The organism is Micromonospora sp. NPDC049801, from assembly GCF_040656575.1.
Taxonomy (GTDB): Bacteria; Actinomycetota; Actinomycetes; order Mycobacteriales; family Micromonosporaceae; genus Micromonospora.
In genome coordinates this window covers 413377-432835 of the sequence record NZ_JBFAMS010000005.1, presented here as the reverse complement: position 1 = coordinate 432835, position 19459 = coordinate 413377, and the positions used below count along the sequence as shown (strand labels likewise).

Here is a 19459-nt window from a genome sequence, read left to right as displayed (position 1 = left end):
GACCAACCACCCCGACGGCCATCCAAAGTGGATCTCACTACACTGCGGGCCGTGATCAACTTCAGACGATCGGCGGCCGTCCTTCTCGGACTGTTGGCGACCACCGCGCTGACCGGGCCGGTCCCGGCGGCGGCCGACGAGGAGCAGGTGGCCGAGCCACCCCGGGTTGAGCTGGTGCTCGACGTCAGCGGCTCGATGCGGGCAGCGGACATCGACGGACGCAGCCGGATCTCGGTGGCCCAGCAGGCCTTCAACGACGTGGTGGACGCGCTGCCCGAAGAGACCCAGCTCGGCATCCGGGTGCTCGGCGCGACCTACAAGGGCAAGGACAAGAAGGTCGGCTGCCAGGACACCCAACAGATCGTGCCGGTCGGTCCGGTAGACCGGACCGCGGCCAAGGCAGCGGTGGCGACACTCCGGCCGACCGGGTTCACCCCGGTCGGGCTGGCACTGCGCTCCGCCGCACAGGACCTGGGCACCGGGGCCACCACCCGGCGGATCGTGCTGATCACCGACGGGGAGGACACCTGCGCCCCGCCGGACCCGTGCCAGGTGGCCCGGGAACTGGCCGCGCAGGGCACCAGCCTGGTCGTCGACACGCTCGGCCTCGCACCCGACGAGAAGGTACGCCGGCAGTTGCTGTGCATCGCCGGGGCGACCGGCGGCACGTACACCGCGGCGCAGAGCGCCGACGAGCTGACGGGCCGGATCAAGCAGCTCGTCGAGCGGGCCGGCGACACCCACACCCGGGCGCCGACAGTGGTCGGCGGCACCGACGCCTGCGGGTCCGCGCCGCTGCTCGCCCCCGGGGTGTACGCCGACCGGGAGTCGTTCTCCGAGCACCGCTACTACCGGGTGCCCGTACGCCCCGGTCAGGAGCTGCGCGCGTCGGTGAGCATGGCGCTGGACCGGCCGGTGAACCGGGACTACGGGGTGCTGCTGCGGGCCACCGCAGCGGACGGACGGGAACTGGTGCGGGGCGCGGACGCCGGCAGCGGCCGTGCCGACGTGCTCTCCGCCGGTCTGCGCTGGTCGGCCACGGCGGACGAGGAGGACGCCGCCGACGAGGACGCCGCCGAGGCGAGCCCGACGCCGACCGTCGAGCCCACCACCGTCTGCCTGGTGGTCAGCAACTCGTTCGCCGCACGCCCGGGGACCGCGGCCACGCCCGGCCTGCCGGTGGAGCTGACCATCGACGTGGTCGCCGCCGCCGGCGCCCCGGACGGCCCCGATCTCGGCCGTGGCTGGGTCCTGCTCGCCCTGCTCACCGTTGCGGGCCTGCTCACCGGCCTGGTCGCCGGCCTGCTCACCCGCTGGTGGGTCGCCACCTGGAGGGAGAACTGATGCGTACCGCACTGTTCCGGTCGCTGGCGGCGCTGCTCACCGTCGGCGGGGTCGCGTTACTGCCCGCGGCGGCCGTGGCCGCCCCCACCCCGTCGCCGGGCGCCACTGCCGTGACCCGGGCCGGCACCTCGTTCCTCACCGCCACGCCGATCACCGCCGGTCAGCCGGTACGCGTGAACGCCTCCGTCGGGGACCACCTGTACTGGTCGTTCACCGCGACGGCCGGGCAGGTCCACGAGATCAACGCCACCGTCACCTTCCCGAAGGCCCGCAGCGGCGCCTCCACGTGGACGATCGACGTGTTCGACGGGTTGCGTCGGCGGCAGGCGTGCACCGCCGGGGCACAGACACCGACGGTCGACGGCAAGGCGTCCAGCGTGGCGCTGGGCTGCACGCTGCGCGAGGTCCGTCCCTGGGCGGAACCGTGGTCGGCCGATCCGCTGCCCGGCACGTACGTGGTCCGGCTCTCGGTCACCGACCTGCCCGAGCCGGACCTGGGCGCACCCGTCGACGTGGACCTGCTGGTCGGCGTCGTCACCGACCGGGGCGCCTCAGCCGATGACGGCGAGCTGGCCGCACCGCTGGTGCCGAACACGAAGGCGGGCACGGTGCTCAACGCCGTACCGACGCCGGAGCCGGCGGCCGACGACGAGACCGGCTCGCTGACGGACTGGCTGCCGGATCTCGGCTCGCGCTGGATCTGGACCGGCATCGGCGGCGTGCTCGCCGCGGTGGCCGGGGTGGTCGGCTTCGCTCTGACCCGGCGGCCCCGGCGACCCTGAGTCGGCCGTGTCCGTCGGTGGCCCCGCCCGCCCCGGGCGGGGCCACCGACGGTTCAGCCTCGTCGCGTCCCCCGCGGCAGCCAACCGATGAAACGGTCCTGCAACGACATCACCGGCGCTGCCCGCAAATCCTCGGCGGCGGCGGCGAGACAGGAGCCCAGGTAGACGCTGAGCATCGCGCGGTCCCCCCCGTACTCCGCCAGCAGCCGGTCGCGCTTCGTCGTGCACGGCCACTCGTCGCCGCAGGAGCCGCAGTTCCAGCCCGGGGTCGTCGGTGCGTGGTCGTCGGCCCGACCCCCTGGCCGTTCGGCGCCATCGCTCATCGCAGCTCCTTCAGATGCTCACGGGACTTGGCAGCTCTTGATGGTGGTCCCCCCGGAGCCATCATGGAGAGCGCGACGCGTCCCTCCGGTGTTACATCTTTGCGGTACGTTCTGCGGTCGTGGGAGTCGGAAATTTGACGGTCCAGAGAACGCCTGCTCGCTACCCATCGGTAGGGCTCCGCCGTGCGTGATCTCCTACCGCCAACGGTCGCCGTGGCGGTCGCCGCGCCCGACGACTGGACCGGCGACCTCCTCGACGCGGAGCAGGCGTGTCTCGGCGACCAGGCGGTGCAGACCCGTCGACGGGACTTCACCGCCGGCCGGGTCTGTGCCCGCCGGGCCATGGCCGACCTCGGCCTGCCTGCGGTGGCCGTGCCCAGCGCCGCCAACCGGGCGCCCGTCTGGCCGGCGGGCGTGGTGGGCGCCATCACCCACACCGCCGGCTACTGCGCCGCCGCCGCGGCGCGCGCCACCGACGTGCGGTCCGTCGGTATGGACGCCGAGCAGCACCGCGAGATTGATGCGGGGGTACGCCGACTCGTGCTGCTGCCCGAGGAGGAGGAGCACTACGCGCGACTTCCCTCCGGCATCCGGTGGCCGATCGTGTTCTTCAGCGCCAAGGAGACCGTCTACAAGGTCTGGCACCCGGTCGTCGGGTCCTGGCTGGACTTCCACGACGCCCGGCTGGAGATCGACCCGGACGCCGGCACGTTCACCGCTCGGATCGCGCCGACGCGGGTGGACGCGGCGGAGGCCGCCGAGGTCGCGGACCCGCCGAGCACGATCCACGGCCGGTTCGTGGTCGCCGACGGCCTGGTCCGCACCGCTGCCGTCCTCGCACCGCGCTGACCGCCACCATCCATGGTGGTCACCGCGGCGGCCTGCGGAGGCCGTGGGACGTGGGCCGGCGTGCCGACCGGCCGCCCGGTGCCGCGAGGTAGCGTCGGCGCGTTCCCGAACCGCACGTACGAGGCGTCAAGGAGTACGGTGACCCACCCCCAACCCCCCGTCGGACCGCAGGACCTTCAGCAGCCGAGTCCGGAGCCGCTGCTCCCGGCCACACCGCGGCAGTCCGCCGCAGACCCGACGGTTCTGCCGGCGACGCCCAGCCCCTGGTCGACTGCGGGCAGCGAGCCGGTCCCGCCGCCGTACTCCGGCGCCGCGTACCCGCAGGGCGACGGGCCGGGCCATCGGCTCACGATGCCGCCACCCGTCCCGCCGACGACGACGTCGCAGCGGACCGTGGTCGCCGTCGCGGTGACGACGGCCGTGCTCGCCCTGTTGTTCTGCGCCGGCGGCATCGTGGCCGTCGTCATCGGTGCGAAGCACGCCGCCAACGAGGTGACCGAGGCGCTGCCCACCCCCGGCGTCAGCAGCGACGCCGGGCAGCCGGCGGCCGGGGCCATGCCCTCGCCCGTACCATCCGTCGCCGCCGGCAGGGCCCGGAACATGTCCGTCGGGGACACTCTCGTCATCGACGACAACGGCGGCACCGTCGAGATCACCGTGACGAAGTTCCACACCGCCACGAAGCCCTGCAAGACGTACGGCCTGAAGCCCGACGAGGGCATGTTCGTGATCGCGGACGTGACGGTGACGGTGACCAAGGGCACCGGCTCGGCGAACCCGCTCTTCTTCCAGTGGGTCGCCGCCGACGGCACCGAGACCAACGCGGTGACGGGTGCCTTCTCCGGCTGCGGCAAGCCGATCCCGGCCGGCAACGACCTGGCCGCGGGCAGCAGACGTACCGGCAGCGTGGTGTTCGACGTGCACGACACGTCGGGGGTGCTGGAGTACCAGCACCGGTTCGCGACCGCCGGCTCCTGGCGGCCCTGACGTGCTGGTGGGGCCGGCCCGATGATCGGACCGGCCCCACGCGTTCGACAGGTCAGCAGCCGGTCCACCGGACCGGGGTCACCCGGTCGGCGTTCCGGAAGCCGACGATGGCGCCGGTGTCGGCGATGGCCCTCGCGCCGACGTTGCCGCCGCCCGGCAGGACCCGGGAGGTGGCGCCACGGGTGATCAGGGCACCGCCCACCACGACGCCCTTGGCGTTCACGTCGTCGAGCCCGGCCTCCGGGTCGAGGATCACGTGCGACCCGTTGCGGAGGTCCCACCGGACCTTCGCCGGGTTGTCACCGCCGAGCCAGACCTGGCCGATCGCCCAGTGGCCCGCGGCGGCGTTGACCACCGTCGACCCACCACCGGCGACCGCGAGCGGCTTGACCTTGCCGTTCGGGCGGCGGATCCATCCGGTCCAGTCGCCGAAGGGTCCCGCCTGACCGACGACGGTTCCGTTCGGCGTGATGCCGGTCGCCTGGGCGTCGACCGGGGCGTCGAGCACCTCGACCGTCCCCGGCCGGGCGGCCGGCCAGCGCAGGGCGCTGAACTCGCCGGGCACGATGTCGGAGCCGTAGCCGACGATGTCACCCGCGGAGTTGATGGCGGTGACGAAAATGCCGGTGGACGGCGGCACCGGCAACTGCTGGAGCTTGCCGTCGCGGTACGTCCACGGCCGTCCGATGCCGCTCTCCGCCCAGCCGTTGGCGATCACGGTGCCGCTCTCGTTGACGTCGACCGGGTGGAGTCCGTTGCCCGGCGCCACGATCTCGGTGAGCCGCTGCCTGTCCCAGACCAGCAGCAGGTACTGGTTCTCGCTCTCACCGACCCGCAGGGCCGTGCCGGCGACGAAGCGGCCCGACGGGTCGATCGCGCTCGCGTCGGCGCGGTAGGTGTCCGTCGGGTAGGGCAGTGTGCTGATGGCGCAGGCGCTGGCGGTGGTCCTCGCGGGCGCGGCGGTCGCCGTCGAGGACAGGGCGACCCCGAGGGAGGCGGCCAGCAGTCCGGCGGCGGTGCCGGCGAGCATCCTGCGTCGAGCGGTGTACGTCATCTCTTCTCCCCGTGTGAAGCCCGGCGTTCCCGGGCATCGACTTATGCCAGATCCACACCGGAAGACGTCACACGGTTGCGGCCTGTCCGATGAGCGACGTGATCGCTCCTGCCGGCTTGCGGTCTGCTATGGACGGGTGGAGGGCCCTTGCCCGGTATCCGTCGTGGCCTCAGGATCGGACGCGTGATCATCGACCCACGTCCGGGCCGCGCGCTGGACTACCACCTGGTCCTGCCCGCATCGGACGGCCACGACGGGGAGAGCGTTCTCGTCGAGGAGTTCACCCGCCAGGACGACCTCTGCGCCACCGGGCTGCACAGCGCGAGTTGGACACCGAGCGATGGCTGGTGGAGTTCCGCCTCGCTGAGCCGCGGTCTGCGGGCGGACCCCGCCGTACTCGCCCGGGTCGTTCCCGTCGGACGCGCCGAGGCGGCAGACGCCTACCGACGCCTCGGCGGCGGTGAACTCCCGTCCGAGGTCGTGCTGCGGACGTACTTCCGCGACCATCAACCGATCGCGGCGGCCACGCCCCTGCGACTCGGCCCGACCCAGCCGCCGCCGGAGGGCTTTCACGAACGACGCGTGTACCGCGTCCTGTTCGCGAAGGACCTGCGGGCGGAGCAGGTGACGGCCCTGCGAAGCCGCTGGCGCACGACGGGCGGTGGCACCGCCGGATCGGTCGCCGACGGGCGTCACGACAGTGGCGGCGCCCGGTTCACCTGGGACCTGAGACGGGTCAGCCACACACTCGCCTGGGGCCTCGACGTGACGGTCCTGATGCGAGAAGGCGGGGCCCCGGCGGTGCGCGAGACCCTGATGAACCTCACGAACCTGCTGCGGCAGCAGGGGCTGATCACCGTGACGACCGAACGGTTCGCCTAACCGCCGTGCCGATTTTGCAATGATGTACGTCGATGTTGCCAGAGTGGTGCCAGACGTGTTGGAATGGCTCGTATCGCCGCAGCGCGGGGGCAACCGCGCTGGAAACGGCCAGCGCGGGAGCAGCGCAGTGCCGGCAGCGCGCCGATTGGGCAGCCGCTCGCCTGTCGCACAGCCGGGCCATCTCCGTGACGACGGACAGCTCGCCGTTCCCGTCGTCCGCACCCCCGACACATGCCCCCGATGGCCGACGCGCCCGCCGGGGCGTCCGGTCCGGTCCGTGAGGACGCCGGAACCGGCGACGAGGTGAGAGGCAATGATGAGTTCCCCAGAGAGTGCCGCCAGGTGGTACCGCAACCGCCTGGTGTGGGTGGCGGTGATCCTGCTGGCGGTGTCGGCCGGTGCGGTCGTACTGATCAGGCAGGCGAATCAGGACGCGAAGCCGGCGGACCTGCAGGCCCAGATCACCGCCCGGATGCGGACGACGCTCGAACAGGCCGACCCGGGGCAGCACAACCATGCCGGCCACGGCGCCCAGCAGGTGGCCACCGAGGGTAAGCCGCCGGTGATCTGCGGGGTCCGCGTCTACGGGTACGAGCCGACCGACGCCGCCGCGCTGGCCGACGTGCGTACGGTCTACGGCTTCCACCTGTGCGGAGTCGCCGAGAAGAAGCGCCCCTGGGACGTGGCGGTCAAGCTGGCCGGGCCCGTGATCATGGATATGTCGACAAACCCTCCGGGCATCCAGGTGGTGGAGGCGACCGCCGATGTCATGTTCGTCGACCGGCTTCGGCAGATGTTCCCGGACAAGTACGAGGAGTTGGCGCTCAAGGAGGCGTTGACCCAGTCGGAGATGGCCGACCAGCGTCGCCGGTACGACGCCGCAGCCGGCCTCTGAGCACGTTCCCCCGCTCGGTGGTGACCACTCTGACCACCTCATATCCCATTTTACATAGATCAGCATTGATATTTAGACACATGGATGTAACAGTGGGTTTGGGAGCGTTCCCACCCGATCACCCCCGAGAACGGAGGATGAACCGTGCGTTCAACCAAGTCCGATCAATCCGGCGGGCGACCCCGGTCAACCGTCCGTCGGTCCCTCCAGGCGCTGGTCCTGCTGTTCGCCATGGTGGCCGGCGCACTGCCCTCGGTCGGCGCGGCCCAGGCACACGGCACCGTCATCAACCCGGCGACTCGCGCCTACCAGTGTTGGAAGACCTGGGGCAACCAGCACACGAACCCGGCCATGCAGCAGCAGGACCCGATGTGCTACCGGGCGTTCCAGGCCAACCCCGACACCATGTGGAACTGGATGAGCCAACTGCGCGACGGTCTCGGCGGCCAGTTCCAGGCCCGCACCCCGGACGGGCAGCTCTGCAGCAACGCCCTCTCCCGGAACGACTCGCTCAACCAGCCGGGAGCCTGGAAGTCGACCCCCGTCAGCCGCAACCTGACGGTCCAGATGTACGACCAGGCCAGCCACGGCGCTGACTACTTCCAGGTCTACGTCTCGAAGCAGGGGTTCAACCCGGCCACCCAGAAACTCGGGTGGGGCAACCTGGACCTGATCGCGACGACCGGCCGCTACGCGCCGGCGCAGAACATCTCGTTCAACGTCTCGATCCCGTCCTCGCGCAGCGGGAACCACATCCTGTTCGTGATCTGGAAGGCGTCGCACATGGACCAGACGTACATGTGGTGCAGCGACATCACCGTCAGCTGACGGCAGGACTCGACAGCCACCACAGACGTCGAGGGCGGGTTCTCGGTCTCCCGAGAACCCGCCCTCGACGTGCTATCCACTGGTGGAGCTGAGGGGATTTGAACCCCTGACCCCCTCGATGCGAACGAGGTGCGCTACCAGTCTGCGCCACAGCCCCCCACCGGCGAACCGGCTTCGGTCCCACCCGGCTTGCACCGGGCGGGCCGGCAGCAAGGCTAACAGGTCGGCCGCCTCCACCGCGAATCCGCCCCCGGTGCGCCGCACCGGCCCGTTCCGAGATCCACTCGACGTCCTGGAAACCGGGGCATCCCGGACACTCAGACACCACCCCTTCCCGGAAATCGAGTCGATCAAGCGTCCGACGAGGGCCGCGAGAGCGGGCCAAGCACCCGGGCGAGCGCGGTCACGCGCCGCGGCCGGCCTCGTAGGGGCGGCCGCGCAGGCCACCCGAGCGGCGGTACGAGACCGAGCCGCCGTTGACCGCCGCCGGCAGGTCCGCAGGGCGGTCGAGGCCCATGGCCGCTCGGCGTACCACCTCGCGTTGGGCCGCCAGACGACGCTGCGCCTCCCGGCGGGCCGCCGCGCGACGGGCCTGCTCGCGGCGGACCTCGGCCTGGCGGGCGGCCAACCACGCCGCCTCCCGGGCCCGGGCGCGACGCCGGCGGCGAGCGGCGAGGGCTCGCCTGCGCAGGTGTACGACGTACACGGCCAGCAGCATGAAGGTGACCGAGAAGCCGATCCAGAAGCCAGGGCTGACGAACAGCACGCCGATCAGCTCGACGACGTTGAGCAGCAGCAGCGCGGCGAGCACGCGGCGTCGCCGGTACACGGCGGGGGTGTGCTGCCGGCGCGGCGGACGGCGGCGGGGACGCTTCGCAGCCGGCGGCACGGCGCGCAACCGGCCGGAGCGACGGGCCGCCGGGGGCGCGGAGACCGGTACGGCCAACTTCCCCGTAGTCGCATCTTCGCTGAGGGTGACGACAAGCGAGCGCGGCGGGTGGAGGGGCTGCCGTCCCGGCACAGTGCGACGCCGCCGACGGCGGTGGAGCACCCGCGCCGTCGACTGCGCCCGCTCCGCCACCAGCCGCTCGGTGGCGTCGTACCGGCGAACCAGCGCCGGGGCCAGGGCGAGCAGGCCGGCGGCGGCGAGGACGGCGAGGAGCACCGAGGTCGGCACCCTCACCCCTCCCGTCACCGAATTCGGAGCAACCGCTCCCCGACCGCAGGATCTTCCACCGATCACGCCTGAGCGCGTGGATCATCCGGGCGGTGAGCGCTTGCCGCAGCTTGCAGTTACTTGAGGTTACGGTGAACCGACCGGGATACCGCAGCGCCGCGCCGATCCCGTGCGTGGGACAGTCGTTACCGCGCGGTCGCGCGGATCCGGTGCCAGCGGGCCAGCAGGCCGCCCTCGGCGGCGACCTCCTCGCTCGTCATCGCGTATCCGATGTGGTCGCGCCACGCGCCGTCGATGTGCATGTAGCGCACGTGGTACGACTCCTCGCGGAAGCCCAGCTTCTCCACCACCCGCCGCGACGGGCGGTTCTCCGGCCGGATGTTGACCTCGATCCGGTGGAGTCCACCAGGGCCGAACGCGTGGTCGACGGCGAGCGCGAGCGCGGTCGGGATCACACCCTGACCGGCCACCCGGGCGTCCACCCAGTAGCCGACGTACCCGGAGCAGAAGGCGCGGCGCACGATGCTGCCGACGTTGAGGTGCCCGACCAGCCGATCCCGGTCGGCCTCGCGCAGGCAGACCGCGAACGGCATCCCCTCGCCCTCACGGGCCGAGCGCCGCTGGTCACGGTGCACCCACCGGAACGCGGCCGGCGAGTTCAGCTCGTCCCAACCGCCCGGCAGCGACGACTCCCAGGGGGCCAGCCAGGCCTGGTTGGCCCGGCGTACCTGCGACCACGCCGCCGCGTCGGAGCGCCGGTACGGGCGCAACAGCACCGGCCCGTCGACCAGCACCGCAGGCCAGCCGGGCGCACGGACCGGTCCGAAGAAACTCACCCGCACAGTCTCCCGCGCGGGACCGGTTCGCGCGCAAGTGGACTCCCGACATCCCGTCCGGGGGATCTCACCGACGGCGGTCCAGCAGCAGGACGTCCACGGTGGAGCCGGCGGCGGCGCTGGTCACCCGCTCGCCGAGCACCAGGAGCCCGTTCGCCTCGGCCAGGCCGGAGAGGGTGAACGGCCCTCCACGCAGCGGTTGCACGGTGTAACCGCCGCCGCGTCGCTCGGCGACGTGCGCGGGCCGGAACTCGCGCAGCCCGCCGGGTGAGGACACGGTCTCCAGCAGGTGCGCCCGGACGCTGGGACGGAACACCGGCTCCGCGCCGGCGAGCAGTTGGATCGCCGGCCGCGCCAGCACCTCGAAGCCGATCAGCGCGGCGCCCGGGTCGCCAGGCAGGCAGACCACCGGCACCTCCTCGGCGCCGACCGTGCCGAACCCGAGAGCGGTGCCGGGATAGAGCGCCACGTCGGTGAAGGCCACCGGCCCGGCCCGGCCGCCCTCGCGACGGGACAGGATCCGCCGGACCATGTCACCGGGGCCGGTGCCGGTCCCGCCGGTGGTGATGATCAGATCGGCCCGCAGGGTCTGGTCCTCCAGCAGGCCACGCAGCCCTTCCGGGTCGTCGTCGCAGATGCCCACCCGGTACGCCAGCGCGCCCACCTCGGCCGCGGCGGCGGTCAGCGCGTGCGAGTTGGCGTCCACCACCTGACCGGGCTGGCTGCCCCGGCCCACGTCGACCAGCTCGTCCCCGGTGGCCACGATGACCACCCGTGGACTCGGCCGGACCACCACGTGGCCGATGCCGGTGGCCGCGAACACGGCGACGAGGGCCGGGGAGACGTACGTGCCGGCGCGGGCGAGCAGGGTGCCGGCGGGCAGCTCCTCACCGGCGCGGCGGACGCCGTACCCCCGCTTGGGGGTGCGGAAGATCTCGACGGCGGCCATGCCCTGGTCGGTCCACTCCACCGGGACCACCACGTCCGCGGCGACCGGCAGGGGCGCCCCGGCGGCCACCGAGAAGCACGCGCCCGGGGTGAGCCGCACCGGCCGCCAGCTCGCCGCGCCCAGGTCGCCGACCACGTTGAGCCGGATGCTCCGGCCGCCGGGCGTGCCGGAGGGGGCCGGGACGTAGCTCGGGCCCCGGCCCCCTCCGGAGATGTCCTCCCAGCGGGCCGCGTACCCGTCCACGGCCGCCTGGTCGAAGGCCGGGAAGGCGTGCGGCGCGACGACGTCCTCGGCGAGGACGTTGCCGTGCGCCTGGGTGAGGTCGAGGTCGAGTGGCGGCAGCGCGCGTAACCTGCGCAGCACGCTGCCCAGGTAGTCGGCGAGCGGCGTCAACTCGTTCGCGGCCGCCTCGGCGTCGGCCGTCGCGGTCATGTACCAGATCCGCCTGCCGCGTCGGCCTTGACGAACTCGGCCAGCCAGGAGCGGAACTCGCTGCCGAGGTCCTCGCGCTCGGCGGCGATCTGCACGACCGTCTGGAGGTAGCCCAGCGGCATGCCGGTGTCGTAGCGGGTGCCCCGGTAGACGATCGCGTGCACCGGGGTGCCCTCGGTGCGGAGCAGCTCCATGGCGTCGGTCAGCTGGATCTCGCCACCACTGCCCGGCTTGGTCCGCCGGATCGCGTCGAAGATCGTGCCGGGCAGCACGTACCGGCCCAGCACGGCCAGGTTGCTCGGCGCGTCCTCCGGCTGCGGCTTCTCCACCATGCCGGTCACCTTGACGACCTCGCCGATGTCGGTCAGGTCGCCCTCGGCGGGCTCGACCGAGGCGATGCCGTACCGCTTGGTGTCGGCCGGGTCGACCTCGAAGAAGGCGAGCACCACGCCACCGGTGCGGGCCTGCAACTCCAGCATGGCCGGCAGCAGCGGCTCGGACGGCTTCACGAACTCGTCGCCGAGCAGCACCGCGAAGGGCTGGTCGCCGACGTGGGCCTCGGCGTACCCGATCGCGTGCCCGAGCCCGAGCTGCTCCGGCTGCCGGACGGTGTAGATCTCGGCCAGCTCACCGGGCCGACGCACGGCCGCCAGCCGCTCGGCGTCGCCCTTCTCCTCCAGCCTGGTCTCCAGGTCGGGGCGACGGTCGAAGTGGTCCACCATCGACGTCTTACCCCGACCGGTGATCAGCAACACGTCACCGATGCCGGCCTGGGCGGCCTCCTCGACGATGTACTGCAGCACCGGCCGGTCGACGACCGGCAGCAGCTCCTTGGGAACCGCCTTGGTGGCCGGCAGGAAGCGGGTGGCGAGTCCGGCGGCCGGGATGACGGCCTTGACCGCCAGGGGACGGCCGGTTGCGGCGACCGTCGCTGAGGGGTTCGCTGAGTGCTCCGACATGCCGCGAGACTATCGGCCACGGCTCTGCCGCGGCGGGTGTGGCCCAGAAGACGCGCCGCCGCCCGGCCCCGGCCGCGCCGCGTCCGGACCGGCTCGCGCGGCGTCCACCGGGCCGTCCGCCGGTTCCGGCCGCGCGTGCGCGGGCCCCGGACGGTTCGCTTCGGGTACGCCCGCAGCCGACTCCGACCGGGCGTGGCCGCCCGGCTCCCGCGGGACCTGCGCGGGCCGGCCGGCTCTCGGCAGCCCGTCGGGTGGGCTGACCGCGCCGGCCGGCACCGGGATCTCCCGCATCGGCACGTCCGGGCGGACCTCCGCGACGCGGTAGGTGTCCCGACCGGCGGCCTTGGCCACGTAGAGGGCGTCGTCGGCGGCCTCCAGCACCTCCCGCCCGGTGCTGCCGTGGTCCGGGTAGACGGCGATGCCGACCGACACGGTCACCACGATCGGCCCTGCGTACGCCTCGACGGCGATCGGCGTCTCGCGTACCGCCGCGCCCAGCCGTTCCGCGACGATCGCCGCGCCCCGGGCGTCGGTCTCCGGCAGGAGCAGCACGAACTCCTCCCCGCCCTGCCGGAACGCGAGGTCCACCTCGCGGATCTCGCCGCGTACCCGCCGGGCGAACTCCGCCAGCACGGTGTCCCCTGCCGCGTGCCCGTACGTGTCGTTGACGTCCTTGAAGCGGTCCAGGTCGAGGGCGAGGACGCTGAGCATCCGGCCGAACCGGCTGGCCCGCTCGACCTCCCGGCGGATCGACTCGCGCAGGTAGCGGTAGTTCCACAGACCGGTGAGCGGGTCGGTGAGGGAGAGCCGCTGGGCCTCCTCGTGCACCCGCACGTTCTCCACCGCGACGGCCGCGTGTCCGGCGAAGGTCCGCAGGGTGACCAGGTCGTCGTCGTCGAACTCGGCCGCGCCCACCCGGTCGTAGAGCGCCAGCACGCCGAGGGCCACCGCCGGAGAGACCGCATCGTCGGCGATCCGCTCGCCGCCCGGGATGGTCCGCTCGCCGCCCGGGATGGTCGTCGTGCCGCTGCCGAGCCCGGTCGTGCCCGGTGCGGCGAAGGGGACCGCCACGTAGGTGCGGCAGCGCGGCTCGCCGGTCGGCGGCTCGGTCGGTTCCACGCGTCCCCGCTGCGGCTCGCCGGTCGCGGCCACGGCGCCCACCACGCCGACGCCGACCGGCACCCGCAGGGTCTGCGGGCCGTCCGGGTCGGGGGCCGGCCAGCGCCCGTCCAGACCCTCACTGCACTGTGCCACCAGCACCCCACCGGTCTCCACCAGCAGCACCGCGCCGGCCCGCGCGCCGGTGGCCGCGATGGCGCTGTGCAGGATCACCCGCAGGATGCGTTGCAGATCGTGGGTGCTGGCCAGGGTGTCGCCGAGCACCGCGAGGTGCCCGCGGAGCTGGTCACGGCTGCTGGTGAGCGCCGCGACGTACGAACCGGTCTCGCGGGTCATCCGGTTGAACGCCTCGGCGAGCCGGCCCAGCTCGTCCCGGCCGCGCACCGGCACCCGGGCGGTCAGGTCGCCGTGCGCCACCCGGTCGACCGCGCCGGCCAGCTCCACCAGGGGCCGGGTGGTCACCCGGGCCAGCCGCCACGCGGTCAGCACGGCGAGCAGCCCGGCCAGGGCGACCACGCCGGCCAGCGTGACGTGCAGACCCGGTGGCCTGGTGCTCGGCACCGACAGCACGAGCGGCAGCGGCTGGCCCACGGACGGTCCGACCCGGCGCACGTACCGGCCCTTGGTGGTTTCGGTGACCCGCTCGCCGGTGCTGTGGCCGGCGGCGGCCAGCACCCCGTCGCGTACCTCGCGGGACTCGGTGGTGTGGGTGAACCGGGCGGCGCTCGCGCCGCCGTCGAGCAGCGTGACCGCGACTCCGCTCACCGCCGCCAGCCGGGCCACGAAGGCCGGGTCGACGAGCTGCGCGGCGGCCACACTGCCCAGCAGGGCGCCGGCCGCGTCCCGCCGGTCGACGTGGGCCGCCAGCGCGCGGACCGGGCCGGACGTCGCGGCGACCGGCTCGGAACAGTCCCGCCAGGGTGTCGACGGCGCGCCCGGCGAGACGTACGTGGCCCGCCCGCTGACGTCGCTGACCAGCACCGCCGCGGCCAACCCCCGGCCGACGAGCTGGCCGGCGACGATGGCCGGATCACCGGTGAGGGCGACCGCGTCGGCGGCGGCACGTAGCTGCTGGCAGAGCGCGTCGACCGAGGTACGCACCGCGGACGCCGCCACGGCGAGGCGTTCGGTGGACCGGGTGCGGTCGACGGCCGTGACGGTGGAGGCGACGAAGAACGCACCGAGCAGGACCGGGCCGAGCACCACCACGAGGAAGGCTGCCGTCAACCGCCCGCGTAGCGTCACTCGGTCCCCCCGGAAGTTCCGCCTCCGTTGCTTGCGATGCTGACACAGAGCAACCGTGGGAGTGGCGTTGCGTCAGGAGTGTTGCGTGTCAGATTTTTCTGATGAAGCGGAAGTGACCCGTGTGACGAAGCGGGACACCCGGATACGGCTGCTCGCCCACCGTCGGACCCTGGACGACGCGGCGCGGGCCGCAGCCGCCCGGCGCGTCCAGGCCGAGCTGGTCGCCCTGGTACGCCGGCTGCGCCCGCGCCGGCTGACGGCGTACGTGCCGGTCGGCTCCGAGCCGGGCGGGGCCGACCTCGCGGAGGTGTTGCGCGGGGCGTTACCGGCCGAGGGTGAGTTGCTGCTTCCGGTGCTTCGCGCGGATCTCGACCTGGACTGGGCGCCGTACACCGGTCCGCACGCGCTGGCCGCCGCCGGCCGGGGCCTCCGGGAGCCGGTCGGCCCCCGCCTCGGCGTGGCCGCCGTCTCCGGCGCGGAACTGGTGGTCGTGCCGGCGCTCGCCGTCGACCACCACGGCCGGCGGCTGGGCCGCGGCGGCGGCTCCTACGACCGGGCGCTGGCACGGGTGCCCACGGCGAGCCTGACCGTGGTGCCGTTGCACGACGGTGAGCTGGTCGAGGCGCTGCCCACCGAGCCGCACGACCGTCCGGTCCGCGCGGTGGTCACCCCCTCCGGCGGAATGCGTACGCTTGATGACGGCCCGGGTACGGCGCAGGGTGTCGCGCCCCACACGTCCGCTGGACGAACCCGGCCCGAATGACGCACCATTGGCACTCGAATACGTCGAGTGCCAACTGGCCGAGTCCAGATACCGGAGGAGAACGTGCCTACGTACCAGTACGCCTGCACCGCGTGCGGTCACCAGCTCGAGGCGGTGCAGTCCTTCTCTGACGAGCCGCTGACCGAGTGCCCGGCGTGTCAGGGGCGGCTGCGCAAGGTCTTCAACTCCGTCGGCGTCGTCTTCAAGGGCTCAGGCTTCTACCGCACCGACTCCCGCGCGTCCGGCTCGGAGACGTCGGCCGGCGGCGCGGCCAAGCCGGCCAAGTCCGAGTCGTCCTCGTCCTCGTCCTCGGGTGGAGACTCCGGCTCGACGTCCTCGACGTCCTCGACGTCCGGGTCGTCCTCGTCCGGGTCGTCCTCGTCGTCCGGCGGGTCGGGCGGCGGCAAGGCGGCGGCCAGTTCGGCGTCCTGATTCCGCTCGGCCTAAGACCGCCACGTCGGCGCTGCGCCGCTGAGCCCTGGACGGGGTCAACCCTGCCCGGGGCTCAGTCCCAGTGCGGAGGGCGTTGGGCGAGGAGCCAGTCGTCGTTTCCTGCGCTGCGCTCGCCCCAGCCGTGGTCGGTGTCGTCCGAGGTCTGCTCGGGCAGCACCACGAAGTCGTCGCTCAGGTCGACGGTGCGGTCGTCATCGCCGCGCGCGACCGCGGCGCCGGGATCCTCGGTGCTCACGAGCGGCAAGACTAGCGCAGGCCGCCCGCTCCGTTGGTAGCCTCGGACGGCGTGACGACCCCCAGCGGTGGCAGCACCCCCGACGACTACTGGCGTCGACCCGGGACCGACGACCGTCCCACGGCGGACCAACCGCCGCCCGCCACACCACCCACCGACGGGTACGCGGGGCCACCACCGAGCGTGCCGCCTCCGGCGGGCTGGCGTCCTCCCGTACACCTGGAGCCGGCGCCGCCACGACGCCTGCCACCGCAGAACACGGCCGCCCTGGACGCGGCGGAGCAGCGGTCGCAGCGGGTCACCTACGGTTTCGGTGCCGCCGCCGCCGTGGTGGTGGTGGCCCTCGTCTGCCTGCTCTGCTCGCGGATCCTCTTCTGACCACCGCGCCACTCGCCGCCCCCGACCGGCCGACCGCGTCAGAGGGTGGTGCCCCAGACGGCCTCGGCACCGGAGTGACCGGTCAGAGCGACGTAGACCAGGGCAGCGAGCGACAGCGCGACGGCGGCCACCGCGAGCACCGGCGTCACCAGGGCCGGCAGCCGTGGCACCCGGGGGTGTCCGCTGGTCGCCACGAGCAGCGCGATGGCCACGATCCCCAGCGGCACCACGATCCGGAAGAGGATGTCGCCGTAGCGCGAGTGCTCGAAGATCTGGTCGAGGATCTGCCCCTGGTAACCACGGGCGACCAGGGCATCGGTGAGCGCCTCACCCGACTCGACGGCCACGAAGGCGGTCACCGGCGTCACCACGGCGAGGATGCCCAGCGCCCAGTCCAGTCGGTGCCGCCAGCGCGGCAGCCCCACGTACGCGACGGCCAGCACCGCCAGCAGGGGGACGAAGACCACCATCGCGTGCACGACGAAGACGTGTGTCGGTAGACCCAGAATCTTCTCGAACATCGACACCTCCAGGCGGATCGCGGTCCCGGGGTCGTCAGCGTACGTACGAACCGCTGGTCGTCCCCGGGCTCTCCCCCGAAAGACACGCGCACGGCGCTGACGAGGTTCAGCGTCCGGATCGATCATTACGAGCTGTGTTCGTGACCACCGCCCTCGGCCGACTGTTGTCGTCGCTGGTCGCGCGTGCTGTCATTGGCGCGTGTCCAGAGGTGAGGAACTGCTGCGATCGCGGGGGCTGCGCGTCACCCGACCGCGCCTGGCGGTGCTGGATGTCCTCGCCGACGGTGGCCACCTGGAGGTCGACGAGATCACCCGGCGGGTCCGGGAACGCCTCGAATCCGTCTCCACCCAGGCGGTCTACGACGTGCTGGGGGCGCTGAGCAGGGCCGGGTTGTCCCGCCGGATCGAGCCGGCCGGCAGCCCCGCCCGGTACGAGGCACGCGTCGGCGACAACCACCACCACGTGGTCTGCCGGGGCTGCGGCGAGATCGCCGACATCGACTGCGCGGTCGGCAGCGCGCCCTGCCTGGATCCGGGCGTCGCGCACGGCTTCGAGGTGGACGAGGCGGAGGTGACCTTCTGGGGTCTCTGCCCGAGCTGTCAGTCGCGGCGCGCCGCCGACGGCTGACCCCTCCCCGTCGCCGGGACCCCGGCCGGCCGGGCTGGCCGGCACCGACGCGCCGGCCGTGGCACGCTTGGTCGGTGGACTCCGATGACCTCGGCCTCTTCGGTCCGGGTTCGGTCACGTGGAAGGTGCACGAGGAGCCGATCCTGATCGTCGCCGGCCTGCGCTCGCTCTACCTCCAGGCGTTGCACCCGCGCGCCATGGCCGGCGTCGCGCAGAACAGCGACTACCGCACGGACGCGTGGGGACGGCTGGTCCGCACGGCCACCTACGTGGAGACCACCGTCTACGGCACGACCCTGGACGCGGAGCAGGCCGGCGCGCGGCTGCGTCGACTGCACGCCCGGCTGCGGGCCACCGACCCCGCCACCGGCGAGGAGTTCCGGATCGACGACCCGGCCCTGCTGTGCTGGGTGCACGTCACCGAGGTCGAGTCGTTCCTCAGCACCGCCCGCCGGGCCGGTCTGCCGCTCACCGATGACGAGGTGGACGGCTACTACACCGAGCAACGTCGGTCAGCCGCCCTCGTCGGCCTGGACCCGGCCACGGTGCCGGGCACCGCCGCCGAGGTCCAGGATTACTACCGTGCCGTTCGGCCGGAGCTGCGGATGACCCGGGAAGCCGCCGAGACGGCGCTGTTCCTCACCGCCCCGCCGCTGCCGTGGAAGCTCGGCCTGCCGGCCCGGCTGGGCCTCAACCTCGGTCCGCCACGGTGGGCGTACCTCGGGATCGCCGGAACCGCGCTCGCGCTGCTCCCCCCGTGGGCCCGGCGGATGTACGGCGGGTTGGGGCTGCCCACCACCGAGTTGTCGGCGGATCTCAGCGTTCGCGCGCTGCGACTGGCGCTCGGCGCGGTGCCGCGTCGCTACCTGGAGGGGCCGTTGGTTCAGGCCGCCAAGCAACGGGCGGCGGACCGAGCGGCGCTGGCCGGCTGACCGACCCCACGTGCGCCGCGTCGAGCTGGCCGACGGACGCGATCAGCCCTCGACGGTTCGTTCCACGGCCGCCCACGGCTCCTTGCCCGGGGTCTGCGCCCCGGTGGGACAGTGCCGCCGGTAGTCGCACCAGCCGCAGCGCGGCCCGGGCGCGACCGGGAACGCCTCGTCGGCGTCACCGCCGTCGGCGACGACCCGCTCGGCGGCCATGATGTCGCGGGCCGTGTCCTCCGCGCGGGTCAACTGGCGGGCCAGCGACTCGACCGTGTGGTCGTGACCGGCGACCGTGCCGGTCGGCAGGTGGTGCAGCTCGACCCGGCGGCACGGCCGGCGGAACACCCGCTCGGCCGCGTACGCGTAGAGGGCCAACGCCTGCGAGCCCCGGGCGTCGTCGGCGTCCAGCCCGGTGCGGCCCGTCTTGTAGTCGACGATGACCAGCTCCGGACCCTCCGGGCCCGGCCGGGAGTCGATGCGGTCGGTGCGGCCGTTGAAGGCCAGGACGGCGGTCTTGACCGCCACCACCCGCTCGACACCGAGCGGGTCGGAGTCCGGCTCCAACGTCTCGACGTACGCCTCCAGCCAGCTCAGCGCCCGCCGGTAGGCGGCCCGCTCCTGCTCGTCGTCGCGGTAGCCCTCACGGACCCAGGTGCCCTTGAGCAGGGTGGCCAACGCTTCGGGGCGGCGTCGGTCGGCGGGCAACGCGTACCAGTTCTTCAGGGCGGTGTGCACGCTGGCGCCGAGTGAGTTGTGGGCCCAGGGCGGACCCTTCTGCGGTGCGGGACGGTCGACGTAGGAGTAGCGGTAGCGGCGGGGGCAGTCGACGTACGTACCGAGTTTGCTCGGGGTGCAGACGAACAGCCGCTCCGGCATCCCCTCGAAGCCGAGCTG

At 73.1% G+C, this 19459-nt stretch carries 22 protein-coding genes and 1 tRNA gene; 12 read left to right on the top strand and 11 right to left on the bottom strand.

Translation table 11 applies throughout. From position 1 onward, the window contains the following. Window positions 1-51: 51 nt before the first annotated feature. Together AB0I89_RS12610 and AB0I89_RS12605 are read left to right on the top strand one after the other, a co-directional pair. Window positions 52-1344: a VWA domain-containing protein gene (locus AB0I89_RS12610; RefSeq protein ID WP_357124528.1), complete on the top strand. Its 1293-nt coding sequence runs from the start codon at window positions 52-54 to the stop codon at window positions 1342-1344. Continuing rightward, entirely contained in the window at window positions 1344-2126 is a 783-nt protein-coding gene (locus AB0I89_RS12605; protein WP_357124525.1) for a peptidase, read from the top strand. The genes AB0I89_RS12610 and AB0I89_RS12605 overlap by 1 nt, the downstream gene beginning before the upstream one ends. A gap of 53 nt (window positions 2127-2179) precedes the next feature. On the opposite strand, the gene AB0I89_RS12600 is transcribed toward AB0I89_RS12605, so the two are convergent. Next, a complete protein-coding gene (locus tag AB0I89_RS12600; protein ID WP_357124522.1) occupies window positions 2180-2449 on the bottom strand; it encodes a hypothetical protein in 270 nt (89 codons plus the stop codon). 183 nt (window positions 2450-2632) lie between these two features. Between AB0I89_RS12600 and AB0I89_RS12595 the strand changes: the two genes are divergently transcribed. After that, window positions 2633-3298 carry a 4'-phosphopantetheinyl transferase superfamily protein gene (locus tag AB0I89_RS12595; RefSeq protein ID WP_357124519.1) on the top strand — a complete coding sequence of 222 codons (666 nt, stop codon included), beginning with the start codon at window positions 2633-2635 and terminating at the stop codon, window positions 3296-3298. Window positions 3299-3436: 138 nt separating this feature from the next. Further along, on the top strand, window positions 3437-4285 hold the full coding sequence (locus tag AB0I89_RS12590; RefSeq protein WP_357124516.1) for a DUF4352 domain-containing protein: 849 nt from the start codon (window positions 3437-3439) through the stop codon (window positions 4283-4285). Between the two features lie 52 nt (window positions 4286-4337). Here AB0I89_RS12590 and AB0I89_RS12585 read toward each other — a convergent pair whose 3' ends face one another. Next, complete coding sequence (locus tag AB0I89_RS12585) at window positions 4338-5339, bottom strand: hypothetical protein (protein WP_357124513.1); 1002 nt, start codon at window positions 5337-5339, stop codon at window positions 4338-4340. Between the two features lie 183 nt (window positions 5340-5522). Between AB0I89_RS12585 and AB0I89_RS12580 the strand changes: the two genes are divergently transcribed. The 3 genes from AB0I89_RS12580 to AB0I89_RS12570 all read left to right on the top strand — a co-directional run bounded on the left by AB0I89_RS12580 (window position 5523) and on the right by AB0I89_RS12570 (window position 7944). Further along, window positions 5523-6221, top strand: a complete 699-nt coding sequence (locus AB0I89_RS12580) for a hypothetical protein (RefSeq protein WP_357124510.1) — start codon at window positions 5523-5525, stop codon at window positions 6219-6221. Window positions 6222-6537: 316 nt separating this feature from the next. After that, window positions 6538-7116 (top strand): hypothetical protein, encoded by a 579-nt coding sequence (locus AB0I89_RS12575; RefSeq protein ID WP_357124507.1) that lies wholly within the window; start codon window positions 6538-6540, stop codon window positions 7114-7116. A 144-nt stretch (window positions 7117-7260) separates the two neighbouring features. Further along, window positions 7261-7944 (top strand): lytic polysaccharide monooxygenase, encoded by a 684-nt coding sequence (locus AB0I89_RS12570; protein WP_357124504.1) that lies wholly within the window; start codon window positions 7261-7263, stop codon window positions 7942-7944. Between the two features lie 80 nt (window positions 7945-8024). Here AB0I89_RS12570 and AB0I89_RS12565 read toward each other — a convergent pair. The 6 genes from AB0I89_RS12565 to AB0I89_RS12540 form a co-directional block, all read right to left on the bottom strand. Next, a tRNA-Ala gene (locus AB0I89_RS12565) sits at window positions 8025-8101 on the bottom strand. A gap of 246 nt (window positions 8102-8347) precedes the next feature. Then, window positions 8348-9127, bottom strand: coding sequence for a hypothetical protein (locus tag AB0I89_RS12560; protein ID WP_357124501.1), 780 nt, complete (start codon window positions 9125-9127; stop codon window positions 8348-8350). A 179-nt stretch (window positions 9128-9306) separates the two neighbouring features. Further along, a complete protein-coding gene (locus AB0I89_RS12555) occupies window positions 9307-9915 on the bottom strand; it encodes a GNAT family protein (protein WP_357124701.1) in 609 nt (202 codons plus the stop codon). A 109-nt stretch (window positions 9916-10024) separates the two neighbouring features. Further along, the gene (gene glp, locus AB0I89_RS12550) at window positions 10025-11338 is read right to left on the bottom strand and encodes a gephyrin-like molybdotransferase Glp (protein WP_357124498.1); all 1314 of its coding nucleotides are present in this window, start codon (window positions 11336-11338) and stop codon (window positions 10025-10027) included. Next, window positions 11335-12297, bottom strand: coding sequence for a UTP--glucose-1-phosphate uridylyltransferase (locus tag AB0I89_RS12545; protein ID WP_357124495.1), 963 nt, complete (start codon window positions 12295-12297; stop codon window positions 11335-11337). The genes glp and AB0I89_RS12545 overlap by 4 nt, the downstream gene beginning before the upstream one ends. 9 nt (window positions 12298-12306) lie before the next feature. After that, window positions 12307-14661: a diguanylate cyclase gene (locus AB0I89_RS12540; RefSeq protein WP_357124492.1), complete on the bottom strand. Its 2355-nt coding sequence runs from the start codon at window positions 14659-14661 to the stop codon at window positions 12307-12309. 85 nt (window positions 14662-14746) lie between these two features. Here AB0I89_RS12540 and AB0I89_RS12535 point away from each other — a divergent pair, with 85 nt between their 5' ends. Beyond that, window positions 14747-15424, top strand: coding sequence for a 5-formyltetrahydrofolate cyclo-ligase (locus AB0I89_RS12535; RefSeq protein ID WP_357124489.1), 678 nt, complete (start codon window positions 14747-14749; stop codon window positions 15422-15424). A 63-nt stretch (window positions 15425-15487) separates the two neighbouring features. Further along, a complete protein-coding gene (locus tag AB0I89_RS12530; RefSeq protein WP_357124486.1) occupies window positions 15488-15856 on the top strand; it encodes an FmdB family zinc ribbon protein in 369 nt (122 codons plus the stop codon). Window positions 15857-15929: 73 nt separating this feature from the next. Here the strand turns inward: AB0I89_RS12530 and AB0I89_RS12525 are convergent, their stop codons facing one another. Then, entirely contained in the window at window positions 15930-16112 is a 183-nt protein-coding gene (locus AB0I89_RS12525) for a hypothetical protein (protein WP_357124483.1), read from the bottom strand. Between the two features lie 51 nt (window positions 16113-16163). Here AB0I89_RS12525 and AB0I89_RS12520 point away from each other — a divergent pair, with 51 nt between their 5' ends. Next, a complete protein-coding gene (locus tag AB0I89_RS12520) occupies window positions 16164-16490 on the top strand; it encodes a hypothetical protein (RefSeq protein WP_357124480.1) in 327 nt (108 codons plus the stop codon). Window positions 16491-16528: 38 nt separating this feature from the next. Here the strand turns inward: AB0I89_RS12520 and AB0I89_RS12515 are convergent, their stop codons facing one another. After that, window positions 16529-17011: a DUF2231 domain-containing protein gene (locus tag AB0I89_RS12515; RefSeq protein WP_357124476.1), complete on the bottom strand. Its 483-nt coding sequence runs from the start codon at window positions 17009-17011 to the stop codon at window positions 16529-16531. 199 nt (window positions 17012-17210) lie between these two features. On the opposite strand from AB0I89_RS12515, the gene AB0I89_RS12510 reads away from it, so the two are divergent. Together AB0I89_RS12510 and AB0I89_RS12505 are read left to right on the top strand one after the other, a co-directional pair. Then, window positions 17211-17639 carry a Fur family transcriptional regulator gene (locus AB0I89_RS12510; protein WP_357124474.1) on the top strand — a complete coding sequence of 143 codons (429 nt, stop codon included), beginning with the start codon at window positions 17211-17213 and terminating at the stop codon, window positions 17637-17639. A gap of 74 nt (window positions 17640-17713) precedes the next feature. Then, window positions 17714-18571 carry an oxygenase MpaB family protein gene (locus AB0I89_RS12505; protein WP_357124471.1) on the top strand — a complete coding sequence of 286 codons (858 nt, stop codon included), beginning with the start codon at window positions 17714-17716 and terminating at the stop codon, window positions 18569-18571. A gap of 42 nt (window positions 18572-18613) precedes the next feature. Here AB0I89_RS12505 and AB0I89_RS12500 read toward each other — a convergent pair whose 3' ends face one another. Then, window positions 18614-19441, bottom strand: a complete 828-nt coding sequence (locus AB0I89_RS12500) for a PD-(D/E)XK nuclease family protein (protein WP_357124698.1) — start codon at window positions 19439-19441, stop codon at window positions 18614-18616. Window positions 19442-19459: the final 18 nt, after the last annotated feature.

What these genes read in the sequence shown, in the direction of transcription:
- AB0I89_RS12605 (WP_357124525.1), top strand. Translation starts at nt 1,344, where the DNA reads ATGCGTACCGCACTGTTCCGGTCGCTGGCGGCGCTGCTCACCGTCGGC.
- AB0I89_RS12600 (WP_357124522.1), bottom strand. Translation starts at nt 2,449, where the DNA reads ATGAGCGATGGCGCCGAACGGCCAGGGGGTCGGGCCGACGACCACGCA.
- AB0I89_RS12585 (WP_357124513.1), bottom strand. Translation starts at nt 5,339, where the DNA reads ATGACGTACACCGCTCGACGCAGGATGCTCGCCGGCACCGCCGCCGGA.
- AB0I89_RS12575 (WP_357124507.1), top strand. Translation starts at nt 6,538, where the DNA reads ATGAGTTCCCCAGAGAGTGCCGCCAGGTGGTACCGCAACCGCCTGGTG.
- glp (WP_357124498.1), bottom strand. Translation starts at nt 11,338, where the DNA reads ATGACCGCGACGGCCGACGCCGAGGCGGCCGCGAACGAGTTGACGCCG.
- AB0I89_RS12545 (WP_357124495.1), bottom strand. Translation starts at nt 12,297, where the DNA reads ATGTCGGAGCACTCAGCGAACCCCTCAGCGACGGTCGCCGCAACCGGC.
- AB0I89_RS12515 (WP_357124476.1), bottom strand. Translation starts at nt 17,011, where the DNA reads ATGTTCGAGAAGATTCTGGGTCTACCGACACACGTCTTCGTCGTGCAC.
- AB0I89_RS12500 (WP_357124698.1), bottom strand. Translation starts at nt 19,441, where the DNA reads ATGCCGGAGCGGCTGTTCGTCTGCACCCCGAGCAAACTCGGTACGTAC.